This is a genomic window from Streptomyces sp. 13-12-16, assembly GCF_002114215.1.
In the GTDB taxonomy this organism is placed as follows: Bacteria; Actinomycetota; Actinomycetes; order Streptomycetales; family Streptomycetaceae; genus Streptomyces.
Genome location: NZ_NCTE01001499.1, coordinates 710 through 2,122 on the forward strand (window position 1 = coordinate 710; position 1,413 = coordinate 2,122).

Sequence of the window (1,413 nt, forward strand, 5' to 3'; positions counted from 1 at the left end):
CGGCGGCGTACGGACCGGACGGACCGGACGACCCGGAGGAGCGCCGCCGCCGGGCCCTGCGCCGCTCCGTACTCGCCGAGGCCGTCGTGGCGGTGGTCGTCCTGCTGGTCACCACGGTGCTGACCGGCACCCTCCCCGCCCGCGCGGAGGCGGAGGCGGCCAGGGCCCCCGAGCCGCAGGTGGCCGGTCTCCCCGGCGCGGAGGCGTTCACGGTCCCCTACGACGTGGGCACCCCCGGCGGCCGGGGCACGGTGCAGCTCACGATGGACCCGGGCCGGGTGGGCGAGAACGGCCTCCAGGCGGTGGTCTTCGGCCCCCGGGGCGCCCTGACCTTCGTACCGGAACTCCGCGCCTCCTTCACCCTCGCGGCGAAGGACATCGGCCCCATCGACGCGGAACTGACCGACCGCGGCGGCTACTGGGCCACCAACGACCTCAGCCTCCCCCTCGAGGGCACCTGGACGATGAGACTGACGATCCGGGTCTCCGAGGTGGACCAGGTGAGCGAGGTGCGGCAGGTGGAGATCAGCCGCTGAGGCGACCGCGGAGGAGTTCCACGCCGTCGCCTTCGAGATCGTCGCAGTACGCCGCCCGCCCGGTCATGGCCATGATCAGGGCCAGGGTGGGGCCGGACACGAGAGGCCCGGAACCGGTCGTGAACGGGCCGTCGTCCGCCACGAGTCGCAGGCCGCCGATGCGTCCCTTGGCGACGACCACGAGGTCCGTGCCCCGGTAGTACTCGGCCGTCTCCGTGACGACGTCGACCGGGTGGTCGCGGCGGATGCCCAGCGGGCGCCGGATGTCCTCCCCGTGCACGATCGTCTCGCCCAGCATGGCGATGGCGGGCAGGGGAGGCTTGGTCGTGCTCGGGACGACGCGCCGGAAACGGTCGAGGGTCTCGCCCGGGGTCGCGCCGAGCTGCTCGGCCAGCCGCACGGCCACCTGTCTGTCGAAGTCGAACCGGCAGCGGATCACACCCGCCAGCCAGCGCACGGTGTTGAGGCTCGCGCCCGCGGTCAGGTGCGCCAGCACCTCACGCACCGTCAGGCCGTCGCAGAGCGAGGGCGTCGTCCACTGCTCGTCCGTCAGGCCCGCGAGATCGGCCGCCAGCGCCGCTCGTTCGGCGTGGATGGAGGACCAGACCCCGGTTCCGTGAGGGCGGTCCGCTGTCAGTGCCGGATCAGTCATGTGGAGGAGGACTCCCGCCCCGGAGCGAAGTCATCGGCCGCGAGCGGTCTTTGTCCGCGAGGACGGGGACGGGGTCCGACGGTGTGCGGCCGGTCCCCGGTGGTCGCGGGCGGCGGGGACGGCGACGCGGGGCGGTGCGGCTGCCTCGTGGGGGTGCCTCGCGTGCCGTGGCCCGGAGCGGCGGTACGGCGGCCCCGGCACAGGCCGCCGACGAAGACGGCCGGG

The 1,413-nt window shown here is 74.5% G+C and carries 1 protein-coding gene and 1 pseudogene; one reads left to right on the forward strand and one right to left on the reverse strand.

Going from position 1 to position 1,413, the window contains the following annotated elements:
• A pseudogene (locus B7767_RS43430) lies at positions 1-536 on the forward strand (transporter); the annotation flags it as partial.
• Here the strand turns inward: B7767_RS43430 and B7767_RS43435 are convergent.
• Positions 526-1,188 carry a maleylpyruvate isomerase family mycothiol-dependent enzyme gene (locus B7767_RS43435; RefSeq protein ID WP_085576572.1) on the reverse strand — a complete coding sequence of 221 codons (663 nt, stop codon included), beginning with the start codon at positions 1,186-1,188 and terminating at the stop codon, positions 526-528. The pseudogene B7767_RS43430 and the gene B7767_RS43435 overlap by 11 nt on opposite strands.
• Positions 1,189-1,413: the final 225 nt, after the last annotated feature.

Coding starts and splice junctions, on each gene's coding strand:
- B7767_RS43435 (WP_085576572.1), bottom strand. CDS start 1,188: ATGACTGATCCGGCACTGACAGCGGACCGCCCTCACGGAACCGGGGTC.